Here is a 19,870-nt window from a genome sequence, read left to right on the forward strand (position 1 = left end):
CTAAATGTTTCAGAAAAAATGATGGTGAAAATAAGTAGAGGGTAAGTTCATGAAAAACCTAAGAATGAAATTATTAATATCTTTAATTACCTTTGCATTAATACTGGTGGCTGTAATTTTTTATTTCAATAGGCAAATACTTACGGCGGACATAGAAAAACAAGAAGTTTTGAATAGAACATTAATTGAAAATCATATTCTGACAGATATGGAAACTGTAGATAATGCACATTTTTATTTTGATAAAGATATCTCTGGCAAAATGGAAGAAGTACTACGTGAACTAATTACGTTTTATGAAGAAAACCCACATATAGCAAAGTGGGATTTGCAGAAAATAAAAAACGAACATGGAATGGATGTGTACGTACTCGACAAATCAAATACCGTAATTTATACAACTTTTGAAAAAGATAAAGGTTTAGATTTTTCGCAATGCTGCACACGTTTTTCCACTTTACTAGACGAACGTCGAGCAAGCGGGGAATACTACAATGATGGTATAGATATTTCAACAACCACTGGGGGATATCGGAAATTTGCCTATTTAGCAACACCCGACAAAAAATATTTATTTGAGGTAGGAATAGACTTACTTGATGATCCTGTATTTCAAACCTTTAACTTCGAAAAGACTGCAAACTATCTAATTGATAAATATGCTGATTTGTTAGAAGTACAAACGATAAATGCGGGAGGGGTTTTCTTTGATAATTCTAAATCCCGTAAAATAACTGTAAGTGATCAATCGAAAATGTTTCAAGAGCATTTTAAGCTAGCAAAAAAAACGATGGAGCCAACGGAATATCAAAAGGAGTTTAAAAATGGCTATATCGAGACATACCGTTTTTTACCATATAAAGCAGAAACGGATCGGGGAGAAGCCTCTCAAAGAGTTGTGTATGTAAAATATGGGAATTTAACAGAAATAAGAGCGCTAACTAAAAATACAAAGCAGTTTCGGATTTTGCTTTGTATTGCCTTAGTAACTTCTTTCATCATGCTATTAGTCATCAACAAACTCCTTTCCAAAACGATTCATCTCGCAACATATGATCCATTAACAAATGTTTATAATCGTGCTACCTATATTAGAAAAATGGATAATTTATTAAGAAAAAGGAAGACAAATCAACCTGGTTTATTGCTGTTAGATTTAGATAATTTTAAACAAGTAAATGATCGATTTGGACATGTCGAAGGTGATAAAATTCTGATTGAAACAGCAAGAACTTTAAAACAAGAAGTAGGGAATAACGGCTTTGTTGTTAGATTTGGTGGAGATGAATTTGCCATTGTTTTATATGATACGAAAGATGAAAATATGGAAAAATTAGCAAGTTCAATTTTGGAGAAAATTCGTCTCTTGAAGTATGCGGATAAAGTTTCTGTTGATAGATGGTCTGTACTTTCAGTCAGTATGGGCGGTGCAATTTGCATTCATCCTGAGGAGTCAGAAAGAAGCTTATTTGAGCGTGCAGATAAGGCATTATATCAATCGAAAAATGCTGGTAAAGACCAATACACAAGTTATAAAGAAGCTGCTGCCGATGAAGGAAGCAAAAGCCACTTTAAATAATTTTATAATCATTCGCTCCATTACTATTACAGTGAGTCCAAGCAAGTATTTCGAATGCCTAGGATTCGGTTATAGAACTGGAGCGATTTTTTGTCTAAAGTCTTATTCCTGTTGCGGCTTAAGCTTTGATCTATAAAATAGACAACTGCATAAAACAAGCGCAGCAATGATCGCAAACAGTGCGTTCATATAATGTGTTAACAGCCACCCACCAAGAATTGGTCCAAGAAAGCCCCCTAAATTTTTAAATTGAGCTGCTCCTAAATAGGTTCCCTTTTGTGTATCAGGCGCAATTTCATCAATCATGACATTCATAGTCGGAAAGGCGAAAATTTCACCAATCGTGAATATAATCATAGCGATAATATATAACGGATAGTTATTTGAGAAGCCAAATAATAAAAGACCAAACGCGAAGAACAGAATCCCTACTAATAGAGTAGCTGTCGATGAAAAACGTTCTGAAAGTATACTAATCGGTAATTGTAGTAATAACACAACTGCTGCATTTAGCGAGATTAGTAGAGAATAGAGCTTGGCACCATCTTCAATTTTAAGTTCAATGATTTGTGGCAATGTTGAATCAAATTGAGAGTAACCAATATTTATTAAAATTGCCCCAAAAATAAAGCTTAGTAGTACACGATTTGTTAATAGAATCGTAAAGGTTTGCAGTATTTTCGTTGGTGTTGAAGCTTTTGGTTGTTGCATTTCATAGCGATTTAAAACGAAAAATAAAAATACGGCATAAATAATATACATAGTCCCTGTCAGCATGAATGGAATACTTGGGCTGGACAATTGAGAAATATAAACACCAATAATAGGACCGATAACAGCGGCTATGTTAATGGCTGTGTAACGAAACGAAAACAATCTTTTTCGTTTGTCAGCAGGAGTAAAATCAATCATTAATGCCTGTGTCGAGGGTTCAAAGAAGGAGCGACATAAGCCATTAAGGGCGTTCAATGCTACAAAGAACCAAATCGTTTGTGCTGTTGCAAAGCCAAAGAACACCATGCTCCAAACAATAATCGTAAGCAAAATGACGTTTTTTCTACCAAATCGGTCAGTTAAATAACCACCAAAGAATCCGCCTACAGTGGAGATTAGCGGTGCAATACCAATCGTCAAGCCTATTTGTAAAGGGGATGCTTCAATTTCATTATGTAAGTAAATTGCTAAAAAGGGCATTGCCATAAAACTTGCAATGCGTGTGAAAATAGTTCCCCCTAAAATAATCCAAACAAGTGGATGAAACAGTTTGGGAAGTTTCATAGAATCCTCCTCTCAAAATGTAGAATGTTTCGATTTTAACGGATTATTAATCAATTGTAAATAGTCAAAAAACATTTAAAAGATAACGCTGAGAAAACGAATTGTAATAAAAATACATGAATTTTTAGCAAATATAGTGCTTTGCATAAATAAGGTTCATCACCATAACGTGTTGTTGATTTCCGTTCCGACTGGGCGCTTTGTCGCTGACGCTTCGCTGACGCTTCGCTTTCGCGCAGATAAAACATTTGTCGCTGACGCTTCGCTTTCGCGCAGATAAAACATTTTTGTTGCTGCCGCTTCGCTTTCGCACAGAGCAAAGCTTCCTGGGGGCGTCCGATGAGCCGCTTGGGCCAACACGATGTTGGTCACGAAGGCGTTATCACAGGACGTGATGGTTTTAGCCTTCGTTCCTCTGATTGCTGATCCCCAAGGAGTCGCCCAGTCTCCACTCCAATCAACTTATATACATGGCATACTTTTAAAATAATGTTATCCTCAACTTTTGATGATGAATACCATAAATAATGAATTTCATGATTAGTGGAAATTTCACTAAAAGTAATCGCAATCTTTTGAGAGGTAATTTACTTGGAAGCTTGAGAAATTGTGGGGAATCAAAAAAGAGTAGAAAACAAAAAAAGAATGACCACGACGAAAGGTCATTCTTTTCCCATACAAAATGCTTTACGTGTTACACGTAAAAACTAAGACGTCATTTTTACTTTTTTCTTCGTCGTTGTCCATTTGCCTCGACTTGGACTCATCACCAAATCGTTAAAGGCTAACACGTTCAAATCTCTTTGAACAGTGCGAGGAGTGATACTAAACTCTTCGACTAAATCCTGTGTAGACACGGTTCCTTTGTCTAAAATAAACATGTACACGTCTTTAATACGATTAAGCATTCGATCAGTAGTTGGTTTCATAAATGAACCACTCCTTCATCTTAATTCTCTTGGCAAAGACTAGCGGACGACAATATGTGCGGAGTGCACTTAGGCTAATAAGTAGCTGCCTTAGACATCCCCTTTTCTAATTTTATAGGTCAGAATTATTCTGATAACTTCATTATATAGAAAAGCTAGTCAATTTTCTAGTGAATGCAAGGGAAATTTACAATTAAGACATAAAATTTATACTGTATTTTGTGGGAATAAGTGAAAAACGTGCTATATGTGGTAGCGTTCAAAGTAAGATTTAGAAAAGTTGTCAGAAAGATGATTGTAATTTACGTTGTAAAGAGTAGAATAATGTTAATACATTGAGGGAGGTACATCAAATGGATTGGTTACAAGCTGCAAAGGAAAGGCAAGATGAATTGATACAAGAGTTACAGGAGCTTGTGCAAATTAATAGTGTTCTCGATGAGAATACGATTACTACTGAAGTACCTTTTGGTGATGGTCCACTAAAGGCTCTTGAATGGTTATTAGCAAAGGGCCAAGTTGAAGGACTGCAAACGAAAAATATCGATAATTATGCAGGTCACATACAGATGGGTGAAGGTGATGATTTATTAGGTATTTTATGTCATGTTGACGTAGTACCGGTTGGTGATGAATCTAATTGGACATACCCACCTTTTAGCGGCACTGTAGCAGATGGTAAGCTATTTGCTCGTGGTGCAATAGATGATAAAGGCCCAACAATTGCGGCATGGATGGCCATGAAACTTGTCAAAGATGCAGGCATTAAGCTTAATAAAAGAGTACGGATGATTATCGGTACGGATGAAGAAACAGGCTTCCGCTGTGTCGACCACTATTTTAAACATGAGGAAATGCCGGCGATTGGATTTGCACCAGATGCGGATTTCCCACTCATCAATGCTGAAAAAGGCATTGCAGAGCTAGTGTTCTCTCAAAATAAAACAGGTGATGCTTCGAAAGAACAGCTATTATTATTTAATGCTGGAAAGCGACCAAATATGGTACCTGATTTTGCAAAAGCAACGGTGCAGTTTGTTTCCCCACAGTTCGAACAGAATTTTCACACATTTTTAAGCAAAAATCAGCTAGAAGGCTCTTTATTAATCGAGGGTTCTCACTATATAATAACTATCAAAGGTAAAGCAGCCCATGCAATGGAGCCGGAAAAAGGTGTCAATGCAGCTGTTTATCTTACAGCATTTTTACAACAAGAGTTGACGACAGAGGCAAGTAAACAATTTGTCGACTTTACCGCAGATGTTTTTTATCAAGATCATTATGGTAACAAGCTTGATTTACAATTTGAGGACGAAATGTCTGGTAAAACTACATTAAATCCAGGCATTGTAACCTATGATGTGGCTAAAGGTGGCAGTATGGTAATTAGCATGCGTTATTCTGTCACATATCCGTTTGATGAAAAAATTACGGAAGCACAGCGTTTAGCTGTGGCAAAAGGATTTTCATTGGATATTCAAGATGACTCAAAACCTCATTATGTAAGCGAGGACGATGCATTTATCCAGACTTTAGCAGGTATTTATAGACGTCAAACAGGAGATTATGAAACGCCTTTACTTTCTACAGGTGGTGGTACGTATGCACGTGTGATGAAAAAAGGTGTGGCATTTGGCATGCTATTCCCAGGTGAACCTGACGTTGCGCATCGTGCGGATGAGTTTGTTGTCATTGAAAATCTCATAAAAGCAACAGCTATTTATGCTGAAGCAATTGTTGAACTTGCAGGAAACAAATAACTTAAAGATGAAAAGGATGAATGAAACATGGCATATTCATTATGGAATGATCAAATCGTTGAAGAAGGATCTATTGCAGTATCTCCAGAAGACAGAGGTTACCAATTTGGTGACGGCATTTATGAAGTAATTAAAGTTTATAACGGAAATATGTTCACAGCACAAGAACACATTGATCGTTTCTATGCGAGTGCCGAAAAAATTCGTCTTGTCATTCCTTATACTAAAGACGTATTACACAAATTATTACATGAACTTATCGAAAAAAATAATTTGGAAACGGGTCATGTTTACTTCCAAATCACACGTGGTACAACTTCTCGTAATCACATTTTCCCAGATGCAAGTGTTCCGGCTGTATTAACAGGGAATGTTAAAGTTGGCGAGCGTTCATATGAAAATTTTGAAAAAGGTGTTAAGGCTACCTTTGTAGAGGATATTCGTTGGTTACGTTGTGATATTAAATCTTTAAACTTATTAGGTGCTTTACTGGCAAAACAGGAAGCATCTGAAAAAGGTTGCTATGAAGCTATTTTACATCGCGGTGACATCGTAACAGAATGTTCATCAGCAAATGTTTACGGCATTAAAGATGGTAAGCTTTATACACACCCTGCAAATAACTTCATTTTAAACGGTATTACACGCCAAGTTATTTTGAAATGTGCTGAGGAAATTAATTTATCTGTTATTGAAGAACCAATGACAAAGGCTGATTTATTAACAATGGATGAAGTAATTGTGTCATCTGTATCTTCTGAAGTAACACCTGTTATCGATGTTGATGGAAACAAAATCGGTGCTGGAGTTCCAGGTGAATGGACTCGTAAATTACAGCAAGCTTTCGAGGCAAAATTACCGCTTTCTATTGATGCGAAATAAATGAATCTTCTAAGAGAGCTACCTAAAACTTGGGTAGTTCTCTTTTTCTATAGAACAAATTATGGATGTTTTCTCATGAAACGTCATGTAAAATAAAAAAGATAACTACAGAATAATTACTATCGGGATTTAAAGTCAAAGAGCAAATGTCGATGTAATGAATGCAAATGTCTATTTATCTATAGTCAGCAACGCGAAAGCTATAAGGTGAAATTGAGATTGTAATTGGTTTACCTTCCAAGCAATAGTGGGAAATTAGCAAATTAGATATAGAGCGAGTAAGATTGGAGTGACCTTAACATGGCACAATTGGTGAAAATACAAGATTATACTTCACGCTATCAAATTGATTTAGCAAGATATCCAACACAATTTGTACGCTTAAAGAAAAGTCAATGGGAGCGTGTTAAGCGACAGTGGGAGTTAGGAGAAGAAATTAGTGAGTGGCAACATACCGACGACGATTCAGAAAATGATTCTTTCGCAGAAAAAGAGAGATTCTCTTTATTCAAAAAGATATTTGCAGGTCGTCAGAAGGAAGAAAATGAGGACATTGAACAAATAGAAATAACGAATGAACTAGTGAGTGATGAAGATAGCATACCAGAAGAAGAAACGACTTTAACGTTTGAACCAAAAATTGTCTATGCACCTCAATCTGTTCATGAATTAAAACGAATGTTTATCGATCAATTTTTCCATTTCCAAATGAAATGGGCAAGTTCAACATTACGTGAAAAGTCGTATGTAGATCCTCGTTTTACGCGCGACCCCTTACTACGAAATTTGTTACAAAAATTACCGGATAATTATTTGCTTTTTTATTATCCTATTTTACAAATTAGAAAAGCACCCATAGAGCTTGATGTCGTGCTAATGTCACCGACAGAATGTATTTGTATAACAGTGCTAGAAGCGGAAAATCAAGCAGTTTATGTGGGAGGCAGTGAGCGATTCTGGATAAAAAAAGTAGGAACGAAGGATTCAAAAGTCCTTAATCCGATGATAAGTTTAAATCGTATGGAATCTGTATTAACTCAATTATTTAAACAGGACGATATAAACATGCCAATTCGCAAGGTTATTTTAACACAGAATGGCTATTTCGATTATCCAGGGTCACCTTACGGAATTCAATTTGTTGATCGTCGAAATTATGGAGAGTGGATGGAGCATTTAAGGAAAGTATCCTCTCCTATGAAGCATATGCAAATTCGTGCTTCTCAAACGATTTTAAACAACGTACAAACAACATCCTTTAATCGAGATATTTGGCAGCAATCTTCTCAACCAGTCGGGGATTAGTGAATGCAAGTATTATTTATTGTGAACGAAGCAGCAGGGCACGGCAAAGGTAAGAAAATTTGGCATCACCTTCAACAGCATTTAACAATGAACTATGAAGTCGCCTTTACAGAATATGAGGGACATGGACAGGAACTTGCAAAAAATTGGGCGCAAGATGTTCAAACAAAAAAATTAATTGTTATTGTTGGCGGTGACGGCACAATACATGAGGTTGTTAGTGGTGTTGTACATAATAAATTTATAGTGATTGGTGTAGTCCGTGCGGGCTCTGGAAATGATTTCGCACGATACTTTACTACATTTCAAAATGCTTTTCAAATTGAAAGCTATATACAAACAGAAATGGCTAACCTCCCAATGGACGTTGGTGCCGTTCAGTTTGGAGATCCACAGCACGAGTTATTTGTCAATAATGCTGGAGTGGGCTTTGATGCATTTGTTACAAAACGTATTAATAAATCCCGTTTAAAGTTTTACCTCAATAAAATAGGGCTCGGCAAGCTATCCTATGCTGCGGCTGTTGTAAGAGGGCTATTTAGCTTTAGACGCTTTGATGTAACTATTCGTACTGACAATAAAGAATGGCGATTTCAGCAGGCATGGTTTGTTGCGATGAGCAATCAACCTTATTTCGGAGGGGGTATGAAAATTTCTCCTTCTTCGAAACCTGATGATGGACTAATCGAAATAACAATCGTTCATGGTATTTCACGACTTAAATTGCTGCTAGTATTTGTTACTGTGTTTTTTGAAAAACATACAAAATTTAAAGAGATTACTTTTTTGCAAGGCAATCAATTTAACATTTTCGTGCACGGAAATGACGTTGATTGTCATACAGATGGTAACTATATAGGGGAAATTAGAGACGGAACGAATATTCATTGTACAGTGCAACGTAATGCTTGGCAGGTTATATCAAAGGAACATAAAAAAATGGCCCATCACTAAAATATCATTTCGCAATAATTTCATGCGAATTTTATAGTTATACGTTATACTATAAAAAATTAATAATTTCACGAGAAAGAAATGAGGAAAAAAATTGAGATTAAGAAATAAGCCTTGGGCGGAGGAAATGCTTACGAATCATCCAGAGGTGATTGTTCCAAATCCTGAAGACTTTAAAGGAAATTGGCAGGCTGTTTTCGGAAATGACAACCCATTACATATTGAAGTAGGTACTGGGAAAGGTCAATTTGTCACAGGTATGGCCTTACAAAATCCGGATATAAATTATATTGGCATCGAGCTTTATGACAGTGTAATTGTTTGTGCATTAGAAAAAATTTTAGAGGCTAAATCTCCAGCGAATTTACGATTATTAAAAGTAAATGGCGCAGATTTATATAAATATTTTGGAAAAAATGATGTAGAGCGTGTGTATCTGAATTTCTCAGATCCTTGGCCGAAAACGCGCCATGCTAAGCGACGTTTAATGCACGGGGATTTTTTGAAATTATATGAGTCGATTTTAGTGGATGAGGGGGAAATCCATTTTAAAACGGACAACCGTGGTTTGTTTGAGTATTCATTAATGAGTATGTCTGAATATGGTATGTTACTAAAGTATGTATCACTCGACCTACATGCGAATATGCCTGAGGATAATGTTATGACTGAATATGAGGAGAAATTTTCTGCTAAAGGACAGCCAATTTATCGTCTAGAATCGCAATTCTTTACTAAATAGGGGGAGTATGGATGGATGAGTTAAAGTTTCACAAAATGTCATTATCATGGCTAAACGGGGGTGTCACTTGCCTTGATGGCGGTGCAATGTTTGGTGTTGTACCAAAACCACTTTGGTCACGCAAATATCCAGTCAACGAAAAAAATCAAATCGAGTTACCAACTGAACCAATATTAATTCAGTATGAAGGTAAAAACTATATTGTTGATACAGGCGTTGGCTTTAACAAATTAAATGAAAAACAGCTACGTAACTTTGGGGTTACTGAGGAATCAACATTAGCGGCTAGCTTACAGGAGCTAGGATTAACAACAGCTGATATTGATGCAGTATTAATGACGCATTTACATTTTGACCATGCTGGCGGTCTAACGCAATGGGAAGATGATGTACTTGTACCAACATTCCCGAATGCAAAAATCTTTGTAACGAAAATCGAGTGGGATGAAATGCGTGAGCCAAATATTCGCTCGAAAAATACGTATTGGAAAGAAAACTGGGAGCCAGTTCAGCACTTAGTAGAAACGTATGAAGGTGCGTTAGAGGTAGCTCCGGGTATTGAAATGATCCATACTGGTGGTCATAGTGATGGACATGCCATTATAAAATTAACTCAAAATGGCGAGGTATTATTGCATATGGCAGATATTATGCCGACGCATGCACATCAAAATCCATTATGGGTTTTAGCGTATGACGATTATCCAATGGCGAGTGTCTTTGCGAAGGAACGTATAATGAAAGAAGCACTTGCGAATGGCTACGGCTTTATCTTCTACCATGATGCGTATTACCGCATGATTAAATGGGATGAAACAGGTAAAGAAATTGTAGATAAACTAGAACGCAGCAGACAAGCTGTTATTACATTCTAATAAATAGAACGTGTGAACCTTTTGTGTTCGCACGTTTTTTTCATAGTGTTGAAAACTATTGTGTCAATAAAATTAAGGTAATTAATGTGGGGGGGCTTCGAGCCGCTTCCTTTACTATCACTATGTTTTCGTATATAAAAGCAATTGTTGCTGTCGCTTTGCTTTCGCACAAAAAACATCTTGTTGCTGTCGCTTCGCTTTCGCACAAAAAACATCTTGTTGCTGTCGCTTCGCTTTCGCACAAAAAACATCTTGCTGAAGTTTTGCTTTATTACTATAAATTAGAGTGACAAGCCATAGATACATTCTATGTGAAAAGGTTGATTGGAGTGGAGGCTGGACGCCCCCAGGAAAGCGTCCAGCCGGAACGGAAATCAACCACACGTTATGGTGAAGAGCTTATTTATCTATACTCCATTTTTTTGACACTTTTTTCGTGAACATCTTGGAAAATATGATACACTAAAAGCTATACTAAAACACAAAAGAGAGTTGAAATTACATGGCAACTGAGCAACCATTTTTACCAGTATTACTAGGATCAGATATGAATGCATATGGTATGGCACGTGCATTTTATGAGGCATATGGTATTAAACCACTTGTATTAGGGCGTTCACATTTAACGGCAACGCAAGATAGTCATATTATAAATTTCCAAGAGATTGATCGCTTAAATGAACAGGATGTATTTGCACCTGCACTTGCAAAGGTCGCAAAAAAATATACGGATAAAAAACTACTGTTGTTAGCTTGTGGAGATGATTATGCAAAGCTTATTATCAAAAATAAACCAGCATTGCAGGAACATTTTACAGTACCATACATTGATGAATCACTTATGGATGAAATTTTATTAAAAGAAAATTTCTATAAAATGTGTGATAAGTACGATTTTAAATATCCAGGTACGACGACTGTAACAGCAGACAATTACGAAAACTTTACACCACCATTTGATTACCCAATTATTTTAAAAGCATCTAACTCGGTGGAATACTGGGCATGTAAATTCCCAGGTAAGAAAAAAGTATTCGTTGCACATGATGAAGCAGAAAAAACAGCTATTTTAAAAGCAATCTATAGCTCAACTTATCAGGATACAATGATTATTCAAGAATTCATTCCAGGTGATGATTCTTATATGCGTGTATTAAATGCGTATGTAGGGAAAGATGGCAAAGTGAAGCTAATGTGTCTAGGAAACCCAATCTTAGAGGAGCACTCACCTGAAGGGATCGGTAGTTATGCAGCCATTATTACAACATACGATAATGAGTTAATGGACCAAGTACGCGTCTTCTTAGAGGATATCGGTTATACAGGCTTTGCTAACTTCGATATGAAATACGATATGCGTGACAAACAGTATAAGTTGTTTGAAATTAACTTACGTAATGGCCGCTCTAGCTATTATGTAACAGCAAGTGGTCATAATTTAATGAAGTATGTAGCTGATGACCATATGTTAAATATTGAACAGGAAGTAACTTATGTTCAGGACAAGCATTTATGGATGATCATTCCTAAGGGTGTACTATTCAAATATGCATCAAATGAAAAGCTTAAACTAGAAGCTAAAAAACTAATTCGTGAAGGGAAATATACAAACTCTCTTTACTTTAATCAAGATATGAATGCGAAACGTTGGGTGAAACTAACGTTAAATAATTTAAATTATTATCGAAAATATAAAAAATACTTCAACAATAAAGGATTGTCTGAGTAAAACAAAGAAGCCATCTCCAATAAATGAGATGGCTTCTTTTGTGGGGTTCTATAATTTTTGTTCGTGTATTGTTGAGTAACGTTATACTTCTATGAGTTCTACTACAACACCTGAGCGAGCGTCAGCAGCAAATTCAAATGTTTGCATTTCGCCTTCATGCAAACGAGAGATACCTCCACGGTATACCGGAATAGTCATAATGCCGTTTGAGAAATTGTCTGTTTTCATAAAAATCCAAGAACCGTCAATCGGTGAATCCTTTTTAAATTCCTTTTTTATGTTTTCAAGTACTTGTCCTGCAGGTACATACGGAGAAACCTTTTCACTTGCTTCTTTAACAATGACTGCGGCGGCTAGGCCAGTAGCAACACCAATTAAAAAATCACGTAATTTCATGCTTTTTTCCTCCTTTTTCTATAGCTCCATTTTAACATAGCATACAGAGTGAATGCACGTTCACACTTTAGCACTTTTTAGGAAATGTATCAATATTTCGAACTTGGTAATTGCCCGGATACTTCGCTTTTGCACTGAGCAAATTTGGGATAAACTTTAAAGATAACTACACTTTCATTTATCTTGCTACTCATTGAAAAATGGGAGTTTTCTGATGAATATAGATAAATATGTTACAATGGCAAGGAAGAATATTCTACTTCGTGGGGAGAGAGAGTCATCATGAATGAAGAAACATTACAATTATTTAAAACACTAACAGAATTACCAGGCGCACCGGGTAATGAACATGCGGTACGTGCATTCATGCGGTCTGAGTTGGAAAAGTACTCGGATGAGATCGTTCAGGATAATTTAGGGGGTATTTTCGGTGTGAAGCGTAGTGAAGTTGCTGATGCACCAAAAGTGTTGGTTGCTGGTCATATGGATGAAGTGGCATTCATGGTTACTTCTATTACCGATAACGGGATGATCCGCTTTCAAACATTAGGTGGTTGGTGGAATCAGGTAATGCTAGCGCAACGCGTTGAGGTATTTACCAAAAATGGCGCGATTCCAGGTGTGATTTCATCCATACCACCACATTTATTAACCGATGCTGAACGTTCTAAACCGATGGATATTAAAAATATGCTTATAGATGTTGGTGCAGACAATAAAGAAGATGCTATTGCACTTGGTGTTCGTCCAGGTCAATCAATTATCCCTGTCTGCCCATTTACACCAATGGCCAATCCGAAGAAAATTATGGCCAAAGCTTGGGATAACCGCTATGGCTGTGGATTGGCAATTGAATTGATGAAAGAAGTTAAGGATGAAAAGCTAGCCTCACATTTATATTCAGGTGCGAATGTTATGGAGGAAGTTGGTTTGCGAGGTGCTCAAGTGTCCGCAAATATGATTAAACCAGATTTATTTTTTGCTCTAGATGCTTCACCTGCAAATGATATGTCAGGAGAAAAAAATCAATTTGGTCAGCTTGGAAAAGGGACATTATTACGTATTCTTGACCGTACGATGGTTACACATAGAGGCATGCGTGAATTCATCTTAGATACTGCGGAAACGAATAATATCCCTTATCAATATTTTGTATCACAAGGTGGTACGGATGCAGGACGTGTGCACACGGCAAATGACGGTGTTCCTAGTGCAGTAATTGGTGTTTGCTCACGCTATATTCATACGTCTGCGTCAATTATTCATATTGATGACTATGCAGCTGCAAAAGCTTTAATTGTGGAACTAGTGAAGAAAGCAGATCGTTCGACATTAGCAACGATTCGCGCTAATGTGTAAAGTGATTCCACAGAAATTAAAAGATGCCTTTAGGGGCATCTTTTTCTATGCGAAGAAAGAGGGATTAAGAAAATGAACATAACTATTGGTACAAAAAACAAAGCAAAAACAGAGGCAGTTGAAGTTATAGCTAGAAAATATTTTGATAAACCAAATTTCACCTATGTTAAGGCTGCTTCACAAGTATCTGATCAACCGATGACTCATGAAGAAACACGATTGGGAGCAATTAACCGTTCGAAAAACGCCATCAATAACACGGATGCGCAATTATCGTTTGGACTAGAGGGTGGAGTGACTGAAATTGATGGTGTTATGTACGTTTGTAACTGGGGAGCACTTACAGTATCAAATGGCACAACCTATACAGCTGCTGGCGCACAAATTATATTACCAGAAGAAATTGCCCAGGAAATAAGAGCTGGGAAGGAACTTGGGCCTGTAATGGAGCACTATACACAACGCCGAGATATCCGACAAGGTGCGGGAGCTGTAGGTGTTTTCACACAAGGGTTAGTAAGTCGTCAGATGATGTTTGAGCATATAGTTTCGCTTCTTATTGGCCAATATTTATTCACATTAGCACATGACTAGTTTCTTTTGATTAGTGATAATGGAATGGCGAAGATGCAACTTTAAAATAATTTTTTAAAAATAGAAAAATATAAGATAATTTATACGAGATGACGAAAGTCGTTCATTCGGTTAAGATTAAGTAATTGGATAGTTTTGAACAGAACGGTTCACAAACATGTGAGCCGTTTTCTCTCATTTAACAAATATTAAGCTACATTAGACTTCTACCTCTATTGTTGATGAGCTGAATAAAGGTATAATTCCTTTTGAAGGGTACCCAGTTTATAAACGTCACAACCTGTGATAATTTATTTCTGCGCGACAGCGGTAATTACGCCAAAAATATAAATTAATTTAGAAGAAAGGGTATGAGCTAGGTGAAACAAATTAAATCAGAACAACTTGTGACCCTATTAAAACAACGATTGAATGAAGATAAGTTTGATTTTGAATTTGATAAAAAGCACGATAAATTACGCTTAAACCATAAAAAAATTGGTAAAGGGATGGAGCTATCTCTACCAGGCATTTTAACAAAATATAATGATAAGCAAGGCGCTGCAATCGATGAAGTCGTTTATACAATCGAGCAAACCTTTAATGCTATGGAGCAAGAGGTGGAACAAGGATTCCAAACGACTACTCAAATTTATCCAGTTATTCGCGCAACATCCTACCCTCAAGCCTCGAAGGAGGGACATGCATTCATCACTACTGAACATACAGCTGAAACTCGTATATTTTATGCGCTTGATTTAGGAAAAACCTATCGTTTTATTGATGAATCCATGTTAGAGGTACTACAATTAACAGTAGAGCAAATTCGTGAAATGGCACGATTTTCTGTTAAGCAACTGCCAACTGTTTATAAGAAAGATGAAGTTTCAGGGAATACTTTCTATTTTGTTAATGCTAATGATGGCTACGATGCAAGTCGCATTTTAAATGAAAGCTTTTTGAAAGAAATGCAAACTAACATTGAGGGTGACATGACGTTATCTGTGCCACATCAGGATGTATTAATAGTAGGTGATATTCGTAATGAAACAGGGTATGATGTATTAGCGCAGATGACGATGCATTTCTTCGCTGTCGGTACAGTACCGATTACGTCATTATCTTTTATTTATGAAGATGGGGAGCTAGAACCAATCTTTATATTAGCAAAAAACAGAGTTAAAAAGGAGCAAGAGAAACAATGAATGTATTTTACAACAAAGAGCATGTAGGAGATGTATTGCTAGTACAATTAGCAACAGAATCAATCGTGAAAACAGAGGTAGAACTTGCAGGTGATATCGCTATTTTAAAGGAAGCACAAACAGGAGAAATTAAAGCATTTAATTTATTTAATGCTAGCAACTATATTCAAACTGATGCAAAAGGTCTAGTTGAAGTTACTCCAGAATTAGTAGCACAGCTAGAGGCAGCTATTGCAAAAAATGGAGCTGTAATCAGCCTTGATGTAGATTTTTCTCCAAAATTTGTCGTAGGCTATGTAGAAACAAAGGACAAGCATCCAAATGCTGATAAACTAAACATTTGTTCTGTAAACGTAGGTGAAGAAACATTACAAATTGTATGTGGCGCACCGAATGTGGAAACAGGTCAAAAGGTTGTCGTAGCCAAAATTGGTGCAGTAATGCCTTCTGGAATGCTTATTAAAGAGGGTAATTTGCGAGGTGTTGAATCCTACGGTATGCTATGTTCAGCACGCGAATTAGCAATACCAAATGCACCTTCTGAAAAAGGGATTTTAGTGTTATCAGAAGATGCGATAACTGGTAGTGCGTTTGAAACGCCAGCTAGATAAAGCCTTCGGAAGCACTCTTTAGCTGTGTGAAAGCGAAGCGACAAATGTTTTCTGTAGCGAAAGCGCAGCGACAGCAACAAGTGTTTTCTGTGCGATAGCACAATTAACGCCAAGACAAAATTGATTATATGTACTTAAAATCGTTATGCTACTAATATGCTAGTAACATAACGATTTTTTTGTCTAGAATGAGCCTCTAAATGCAAGTTTCTATAACATTTTTATGGTATGCTTTTTGTTATAGACATTGTAGTTTTTTATTGAACAAAGACAATGCTATAAATGAAGTGTAAGAGAAATGAGTGAACAATGTGAATTGGTTAAAAAAACAAATGAATAAATTTATAAATAAAGATGACAATGATTACGAATATGAAGAGTTTTATGAAGACTATGAAGAAGAACAATCTGAGCAGCTGCATTCATTTAAAGAAACAACTGTAGCAAAGCAAAAAACCTTTCGTTTTCCGTTAATTGAGGATGAGGAATATTCAGTTCCACCATCAACACCATCATCAAAAGAAGGATTCAATCAAATGGACGATGCATACTCCGGACAAATTGAAGATTTATCGCTACCGAGGCATTTAAATAATCATATTGTGGATTCGAGTGTTTATGATATTGAGGTTTCAGGCATTCGAGAACTATTAGCAAATCGAACGAAGAGAACCGGTAGAACGACGATTACACGAAGTCAGCCTGAACAGGAGAATCGTTCAAAAGCAAGTCTTGTTTTTCGAGATGCGCAAAATGAGCTACCGACTTCGCATAAAGATTCGAATTATCAAGTAGAAAAGACAGATGAAATTGGTTTACCTGAAAATCGCAAGCGTTTTGTACCAAGTGATGTTCCGTCACCAGTCTATGGTTTTTCTAAGCCGAGCCCAATTGAGCAGTTATTGGAGAAACGGAAGGAAGAGCATGACAAAAAAGAATTAGAAATACCTACAGCATCTAAGTCTTTAAAAGAAGCGACAACAAATGAGGCTATTGAAAATATACTAGAAGAAAGAGAGCCTATTTGCGCAGTTCAGAAAGATGGACTTGAACAGTTTGAAATCCCTGAATCAATTAAAGCACCAGCAAAGCAACCGATTACTTTTGATGATCAATTAATAGACGAAACAAATCATCCTAGTGATAAAACGAAGTCGGAATTACCTGTGCTGCAAACAACTTCTTTTGCCGTAGAATTTGAAGACCAAGTGAAAGAAGCCGTTCAGCATGAGCTGAATGTTGAACAACTTTCAGCTGATCAATCAGAAATCCGTGTAAAAGAAGTAGTTGTAGAACAATTGCAAATTGAAAATTCTACCATCCACATTGGTGAAGTTACAGTAATCCAGCCTTCAATGAATGAAGACGATGTGCAAGATGTATTGAAAGAACAATCTTTAGAAGAGCAATCTATAGAAAAGAAAGAAAAAAGTGGCATTCCATTTAATGTTTTAATGCTAAAAACAGATAAAGAAAAATGGAGAATCCAACAAAAGCAATTTAAAAATACGAAGCCGACACCAACAATTGTTGAAAAAGGCCAAGAGGAACAGGAGAGCCAAGAGGAACAGGAGCCTTCTTCGGAGCTTATTAATTTGGAGGCAGACCATCAATTAGTGCAATCCGATAAAGAATTTCAACATTCTATAGATTTAGAGATTAGTGAGTTAGAGACGGATAATAAAATAGCACCACAATCGACGGAGGAAAACGAGGTTTCTAATCAAAATCTTGCTCCATTCAATGCTGCAACAGAGAGTATATCAGTCATTACAATGGCACCAGTAACATCGATGTCAAACGTTGCGACATTAGAAAAGACAGTGATTGATATCGAGAGCTTCGACGAAATTTCAGCAACTACCGAAATGGAAGTAGAAACAACTACTGAACAGGAACTTATTACCAAAATGGAAGTAGAAACAACTACTGAATTGGAACTTACTACCGAAAACGAAAATGTAGTTATTCCCGAGGAGAATTCTGTGGATACAGGAGAATATCCAGAGCAATCTTCCGTATTAGATGAAACATTAGTGGAAGATCAAGTAATGGAAACACCTCGAAAACCTGTTCATGTGTATCAAAAGCCAGATGATGAGTTTTTAGAGCCACCTGAGGAAAAAACACAGGATACTGAATGGATGGAGCAACAGGGAGATACATTGGTCGAAGCTTTGTCTTATTTCCAAGTCTCAGCTCAAATAGAATCCATTATGCAAGGACCTGCCGTGACACAATTTGAAATAACAGTGAGTCATGGTACGAAGGTTAGCAAAATCCGCAATCTATCAGATGATTTGAAACTTGCGCTGGCAGCGAAAGACATTCGCATCCAAGCTCCGATTCCTGGGAAGAGCTCAATTGGCATTGAGATACCGAACCGTGTATCTCGCGCTGTTCGATTATCAGAAGTGACAAATAGTCCTTCTTTCCTCGAGTCAGATTCACCGTTAGAAGCAGCATTGGGTCTGGATTTAACAGGGAAGCCAGTGACCATTGATTTACGAAAAATGCCACATGGCTTAATTGCCGGAGCTACAGGTTCTGGTAAATCGGTTTGTATCAATTCGATTTTGGTTAGTTTATTATATAAAGCTGCACCACATGAATTAAAGCTGATGCTTATCGATCCTAAAATGGTAGAATTAGCACCGTTTAATCATATTCCACATTTAGTTAGCCCAGTCATTACAGATGTGAAGGCTGCTACAGCCGCACTGAAATGGGCAGTGGAGGAAATGGAGCGTCGTTATCAGTTATTTGCGCATGCAGGTGCACGTGATATTACACGTTATAATGCAATTGCGGATAAAAATAATGAACATAGCTTAAAATTACCGTATATTTTAATTGTCATTGATGAATTGGCAGATTTAATGATGATGTCTCCTGCAGATGTAGAGGAGGCGATTTGTCGTATTGCGCAAAAGGCACGTGCTTGTGGTATCCATTTAATTGTTGCAACTCAAAGACCGTCTGTTGACGTTATTACAGGGCTTATTAAATCTAATATTCCTACACGTATTGCTTTTGCGGTATCTTCACAAATCGATTCGCGTACTATTTTAGATGGGCAAGGTGCAGAAAGATTACTTGGACGAGGCGATATGTTATATTTGGGTAATGGTATGTCTGCTCCTGTGCGTTTGCAGGGTACATTCGTGACAGATGATGAAATTGAAGGGATTATTGAGCATGTTCGTGAGCAAGGAGAGCCTGATTATATATTCGATCAAGAGGAACTTTTAAAGAAGACGGAGGTTTCCGCTGAGCAAGATGATCTGTTTGAGGATGTATGTCGATTTGTTTATGAGCAGGGAGGAGCTTCTACTTCCTTGGTGCAGCGTAAATACCATATTGGTTATAATCGTGCTGCTCGATTAATCGATATGTTGGAATCGCATGGCTTTGTGTCTGAGGCAAGAGGCAGTAAACCACGAGAAAGTTACATTACAGAAGAAGATTTAATTGCCATGTTTGAATAAGAAATGCATTATTTTCGTTTAGATTATCTTATTTACGCCGAAATTAGTTTTTTTAGAAAAGTTACACATTTATCCTTGTGCATAAATAGTGCTATAATAGACAAGATGTGATGATTAGTACGTATTTTTTTAGTACTTACAAAGGTATTAATACCTAATAAAAATACGATACACCTAATAGATGATAGAAGGGATATTGAATTCC

General features: G+C 36.8%; 16 protein-coding genes. 13 read left to right on the plus strand and 3 right to left on the minus strand.

Annotation, left to right across the window (positions count from 1 at the left end; translation table 11 throughout):
* Window positions 1–49: 49 nt before the first annotated feature.
* A complete protein-coding gene (locus ABH968_RS14795) occupies window positions 50–1,579 on the plus strand; it encodes a GGDEF domain-containing protein (RefSeq protein ID WP_370045062.1) in 1,530 nt (509 codons plus the stop codon).
* Between the two features lie 102 nt (window positions 1,580–1,681).
* Here ABH968_RS14795 and ABH968_RS14800 read toward each other — a convergent pair whose 3' ends face one another.
* Both ABH968_RS14800 and ABH968_RS14805 read right to left on the minus strand, forming a co-directional pair.
* On the minus strand, window positions 1,682–2,857 hold the full coding sequence (locus ABH968_RS14800; protein WP_370045064.1) for an MDR family MFS transporter: 1,176 nt from the start codon (window positions 2,855–2,857) through the stop codon (window positions 1,682–1,684).
* Window positions 2,858–3,564: 707 nt separating this feature from the next.
* Window positions 3,565–3,786: a DeoR family transcriptional regulator gene (locus tag ABH968_RS14805; protein ID WP_036118795.1), complete on the minus strand. Its 222-nt coding sequence runs from the start codon at window positions 3,784–3,786 to the stop codon at window positions 3,565–3,567.
* 353 nt (window positions 3,787–4,139) lie between these two features.
* Between ABH968_RS14805 and pepV the strand changes: the two genes are divergently transcribed.
* From pepV to ABH968_RS14840, 7 genes are all read left to right on the plus strand, one after another.
* The gene (gene pepV / locus ABH968_RS14810) at window positions 4,140–5,546 is read left to right on the plus strand and encodes a dipeptidase PepV (RefSeq protein ID WP_370045066.1); all 1,407 of its coding nucleotides are present in this window, start codon (window positions 4,140–4,142) and stop codon (window positions 5,544–5,546) included.
* Window positions 5,547–5,573: 27 nt separating this feature from the next.
* Window positions 5,574–6,428, plus strand: coding sequence for a D-amino-acid transaminase (gene dat / locus ABH968_RS14815; protein ID WP_370045068.1), 855 nt, complete (start codon window positions 5,574–5,576; stop codon window positions 6,426–6,428).
* 300 nt (window positions 6,429–6,728) lie between these two features.
* Window positions 6,729–7,733 carry a nuclease-related domain-containing protein gene (locus ABH968_RS14820; protein ID WP_370045070.1) on the plus strand — a complete coding sequence of 335 codons (1,005 nt, stop codon included), beginning with the start codon at window positions 6,729–6,731 and terminating at the stop codon, window positions 7,731–7,733.
* Window positions 7,734–7,736: 3 nt separating this feature from the next.
* Window positions 7,737–8,687: a diacylglycerol/lipid kinase family protein gene (locus tag ABH968_RS14825; RefSeq protein WP_370045071.1), complete on the plus strand. Its 951-nt coding sequence runs from the start codon at window positions 7,737–7,739 to the stop codon at window positions 8,685–8,687.
* Between the two features lie 94 nt (window positions 8,688–8,781).
* Window positions 8,782–9,429, plus strand: a complete 648-nt coding sequence (gene trmB / locus ABH968_RS14830) for a tRNA (guanosine(46)-N7)-methyltransferase TrmB (RefSeq protein WP_370045073.1) — start codon at window positions 8,782–8,784, stop codon at window positions 9,427–9,429.
* An 11-nt stretch (window positions 9,430–9,440) separates the two neighbouring features.
* Window positions 9,441–10,304 carry a YtnP family quorum-quenching lactonase gene (locus tag ABH968_RS14835; RefSeq protein WP_370045075.1) on the plus strand — a complete coding sequence of 288 codons (864 nt, stop codon included), beginning with the start codon at window positions 9,441–9,443 and terminating at the stop codon, window positions 10,302–10,304.
* Between the two features lie 502 nt (window positions 10,305–10,806).
* On the plus strand, window positions 10,807–12,033 hold the full coding sequence (locus ABH968_RS14840) for a carboxylate--amine ligase (RefSeq protein WP_370045077.1): 1,227 nt from the start codon (window positions 10,807–10,809) through the stop codon (window positions 12,031–12,033).
* A gap of 81 nt (window positions 12,034–12,114) precedes the next feature.
* Here the strand turns inward: ABH968_RS14840 and ABH968_RS14845 are convergent, their stop codons facing one another.
* Window positions 12,115–12,429, minus strand: a complete 315-nt coding sequence (locus ABH968_RS14845) for a hypothetical protein (RefSeq protein WP_370045079.1) — start codon at window positions 12,427–12,429, stop codon at window positions 12,115–12,117.
* A gap of 282 nt (window positions 12,430–12,711) precedes the next feature.
* On the opposite strand from ABH968_RS14845, the gene ABH968_RS14850 reads away from it, so the two are divergent.
* The 5 genes from ABH968_RS14850 (at window position 12,712) to ABH968_RS14870 (ending at window position 19,665) form a co-directional block, all read left to right on the plus strand.
* Window positions 12,712–13,788, plus strand: coding sequence for a M42 family metallopeptidase (locus ABH968_RS14850; protein WP_370045081.1), 1,077 nt, complete (start codon window positions 12,712–12,714; stop codon window positions 13,786–13,788).
* Window positions 13,789–13,860: 72 nt separating this feature from the next.
* Window positions 13,861–14,382, plus strand: a complete 522-nt coding sequence (locus ABH968_RS14855; RefSeq protein ID WP_370045083.1) for a DUF84 family protein — start codon at window positions 13,861–13,863, stop codon at window positions 14,380–14,382.
* 359 nt (window positions 14,383–14,741) lie between these two features.
* The gene (locus ABH968_RS14860; protein ID WP_370045085.1) at window positions 14,742–15,566 is read left to right on the plus strand and encodes a DUF1444 domain-containing protein; all 825 of its coding nucleotides are present in this window, start codon (window positions 14,742–14,744) and stop codon (window positions 15,564–15,566) included.
* Complete coding sequence (ytpR, locus tag ABH968_RS14865) at window positions 15,563–16,177, plus strand: YtpR family tRNA-binding protein (RefSeq protein ID WP_370045086.1); 615 nt, start codon at window positions 15,563–15,565, stop codon at window positions 16,175–16,177. Before ABH968_RS14860 ends, ytpR begins: the two co-directional genes overlap by 4 nt.
* A 311-nt stretch (window positions 16,178–16,488) precedes the next feature.
* On the plus strand, window positions 16,489–19,665 hold the full coding sequence (locus ABH968_RS14870) for a DNA translocase FtsK (RefSeq protein WP_370045088.1): 3,177 nt from the start codon (window positions 16,489–16,491) through the stop codon (window positions 19,663–19,665).
* Window positions 19,666–19,870: the final 205 nt, after the last annotated feature.

This window comes from Lysinibacillus sp. RC79 (assembly GCF_041262405.1).
Taxonomy (GTDB): Bacteria; Bacillota; Bacilli; order Bacillales_A; family Planococcaceae; genus Lysinibacillus.

Coding starts and splice junctions, on each gene's coding strand:
- ABH968_RS14795 (WP_370045062.1), top strand. CDS start 50: ATGAAAAACCTAAGAATGAAATTATTAATATCTTTAATTACCTTTGCA.
- ABH968_RS14800 (WP_370045064.1), bottom strand. CDS start 2,857: ATGAAACTTCCCAAACTGTTTCATCCACTTGTTTGGATTATTTTAGGG.
- ABH968_RS14805 (WP_036118795.1), bottom strand. CDS start 3,786: ATGAAACCAACTACTGATCGAATGCTTAATCGTATTAAAGACGTGTAC.
- pepV (WP_370045066.1), top strand. CDS start 4,140: ATGGATTGGTTACAAGCTGCAAAGGAAAGGCAAGATGAATTGATACAA.
- dat (WP_370045068.1), top strand. CDS start 5,574: ATGGCATATTCATTATGGAATGATCAAATCGTTGAAGAAGGATCTATT.
- ABH968_RS14820 (WP_370045070.1), top strand. CDS start 6,729: ATGGCACAATTGGTGAAAATACAAGATTATACTTCACGCTATCAAATT.
- ABH968_RS14825 (WP_370045071.1), top strand. CDS start 7,737: ATGCAAGTATTATTTATTGTGAACGAAGCAGCAGGGCACGGCAAAGGT.
- ABH968_RS14835 (WP_370045075.1), top strand. CDS start 9,441: ATGGATGAGTTAAAGTTTCACAAAATGTCATTATCATGGCTAAACGGG.
- ABH968_RS14840 (WP_370045077.1), top strand. CDS start 10,807: ATGGCAACTGAGCAACCATTTTTACCAGTATTACTAGGATCAGATATG.
- ABH968_RS14845 (WP_370045079.1), bottom strand. CDS start 12,429: ATGAAATTACGTGATTTTTTAATTGGTGTTGCTACTGGCCTAGCCGCC.
- ABH968_RS14850 (WP_370045081.1), top strand. CDS start 12,712: ATGAATGAAGAAACATTACAATTATTTAAAACACTAACAGAATTACCA.
- ABH968_RS14855 (WP_370045083.1), top strand. CDS start 13,861: ATGAACATAACTATTGGTACAAAAAACAAAGCAAAAACAGAGGCAGTT.
- ytpR (WP_370045086.1), top strand. CDS start 15,563: ATGAATGTATTTTACAACAAAGAGCATGTAGGAGATGTATTGCTAGTA.